A 1,309-nucleotide genomic window follows, 5' to 3' on the forward strand; every position below is an offset into this window, starting at 1 on the left:
GGGGCCTTGACCCCGGAGTTTGAACACGTCTATGCGGCTCGGGCCAGGGTAGTTGATGTTGGGTGGACGGTGATCTCGTAGGTGATCGGGGCTCGCTGGCCGAGCCGGGAATGACGGCGTCGGGTGTTGTAGCGGGACAGCCAGTGGAAGGCGTCGAGTCGTGCCTCGCGCTCGCTTGACCAGCCCTTTCGGCCCTTCAACGTCTCCCTTTTGAAGCTGGCGTTGAACGATTCGGCGGCGGCGTTGTCCGCGCTGGACCCGACGGCGCTCATGCTCTGCAGGACACCGGCCCGGCGGCAGGCGTCCGCGAAGGCCCGGCTGGTGTACTGGGCTCCGTGATCGGTGTGCATGATCGCCCCGTTCAGACTGCCGCGGGTCCGTTCCGCGGCGGCGAGGGCGTCGATGACGAGCTCGGTGCGCATGTGGTCGGCGATCGCCCAGCCTGCCAGGCGGCGCGAGCACAGGTCGATCACTGTCGCGAGATAGCAGAATCGTCCGCCGCCGACGCTCAAGTAGGTGATGTCACCGACGTACTTGGTGTTGATCTCCTTCGCGGTGAAGTCGCGGCCGATCAGGTCCGGGGCCTTCGCGGTGGCCGGGTCGGCGATGGTGGTGCGGTGCCGGCGCCGCAGACGGACCCCTTCGAGGCCGATGGTCCGCATGATCCTGGCAACGCGCTTGTGGTTGACCGCCTGGCCGCCCTCGTCGCGGAGCTCGGCAGTGATCCTCGGGACTCCGTAGGTGCCGTCGGACTCCTTGTGGGCCTTGCGTATCCGAGCCGCGAGCCGGTCGTCGGCGGCCTGGCGGGCCATGCGAGCCCGGGCCGTGCGACGCCAGTAATAGAAACTCGAGCGGGCGATCCCGAGAATGTCGCAGAGCCGCTTCACGCCGTATCGGCGCTGGTGATCCTCAACGAACTGGCAGCGGTTCACCAGCGCGTCTCCGTCGCGAAATACCGGGCCGCCTTGCGGAGGATGTCGCGTTCTTCCTCCAGCTCGCGGATCCTCTTGCGCGCGGCGGCCAGCTCCGCCTGAACCGGGTCACCGGCAGGCTGCGGTGCCGTTGCGGGGGCGGAGTGGGCACCGGCGCGGCGTCCGTCGGCGGCCCGGATCCAGTTCCGCAGCGTCTCGGTGTTCACTCCGAGATCGGCGGCGACCGACTTGATCGTCGCTCCCGGACGCGACCGGTACAACGCGACCGCGTCCGCCTTGAACTCGGCGGGGTAATGCTTCATCCCCACAGGGACTCCGTTCTCCTGGACCATCAAGATCCAAGTCTCTCCGGTGTCCAAACTCCAGGGTCAGGGCCC

At 67.9% G+C, this 1,309-nt stretch carries 1 protein-coding gene; it reads right to left on the reverse strand.

The window, feature by feature from the left end:
* Positions 1-29: 29 nt before the first annotated feature.
* Positions 30-1,240, reverse strand: a protein-coding gene (locus tag Q8A52_RS48835) for an IS3 family transposase (protein WP_316765153.1) whose coding sequence is annotated in 2 segments (ribosomal slippage) — positions 30-949 and positions 949-1,240 — 1,212 coding nt in all. Because the reading frame shifts where the segments join, the coding sequence is not laid out codon by codon here.
* Positions 1,241-1,309 lie beyond the last annotated feature (69 nt).

Origin of the sequence: Streptomyces herbicida (assembly GCF_032656585.1) — a bacterium.
In the GTDB taxonomy this organism is placed as follows: domain Bacteria; phylum Actinomycetota; class Actinomycetes; order Streptomycetales; family Streptomycetaceae; genus Streptomyces; species Streptomyces herbicida.